Source organism: Streptomyces sp. AC627_RSS907, assembly GCF_019049165.1.
Map to the genome: position 1 here is coordinate 1 of NZ_JAGMUE010000688.1, position 785 is coordinate 785.

The 785-nt window shown below is 69.7% G+C and carries 1 protein-coding gene and 1 pseudogene; both read right to left on the reverse strand.

The genetic code is table 11. From position 1 onward, the window contains the following. Positions 1-449: class I tRNA ligase family protein (locus tag KUM32_RS37815; RefSeq protein WP_217146353.1), on the reverse strand; the 449-nt coding region annotated here is incomplete at its 3' end. A 170-nt stretch (positions 450-619) separates the two neighbouring features. Further along, positions 620-785 (reverse strand): annotated as a pseudogene (locus tag KUM32_RS44380) (PPOX class F420-dependent oxidoreductase); the annotation flags it as partial.

Below are 785 nucleotides of genomic sequence, written 5' to 3' on the forward strand. Positions count from 1 at the left end.
GGGAAGGACCGCACGTCGAAGTAGACGTTGCCGTCGACGGCGTACGCGTGACCGCGCTCGATCAGACCGCTCATCATCTCGATCATTTCCGGGACGTGCCCGGTCGCGCGCGGCTCGTAGGTGGGCGGCAGGCAGCCGATCGCCTCGTACGCGTCGTTGAACGCGCGCTCGTTGCGATAGCCGATGGACCACCACGGCTCGCCGCTCTCGGCGGCCTTGACCAGAATCTTGTCGTCGATGTCGGTGACGTTGCGGATGAACGTCACGTCGTAGCCGCGGTAGGTGAACCAGCGGCGCATGATGTCGAAGTTGAGGCCCGACCTGATGTGCCCGATGTGCGGTGCGGCCTGCACGGTCGCGCCACAGAGGTAGATCGAGACACAGCCCGGCGTCAGCGGGGTGAAGTCACGGGTCTGCCGGGCACTGGTGTCGTACAGGCGAATGGTCACGCCACAAGGGTAGTCGGAACAGGGCAGTGCCCCGCGACCCCCGGGGCCGCGCGGACACAGAAGCGTGATACTCGGCGCGCTTCGGCCAGGTCACGGCGCGCCGTGCGGCGCGGGCGGCGGGGGTGCGGTGAACACGGTGGCGACGCGGGCGGGCGGCGGCCCGGCCGGCGTCAGAGCCGGCCGACGACCTTGCGCGGCGTCACCCGGATCACGACGCGCTCCGCGTCCTCCCCGCTGCGCGGGTTGAACTCGGCGTACGTCTTGCCGGTGTACTTCAGCGACAGCTCGTCGATCAGCTCCTGGCCGCCCTCGGTGCCGACGGTGGCGGTGCCGGAG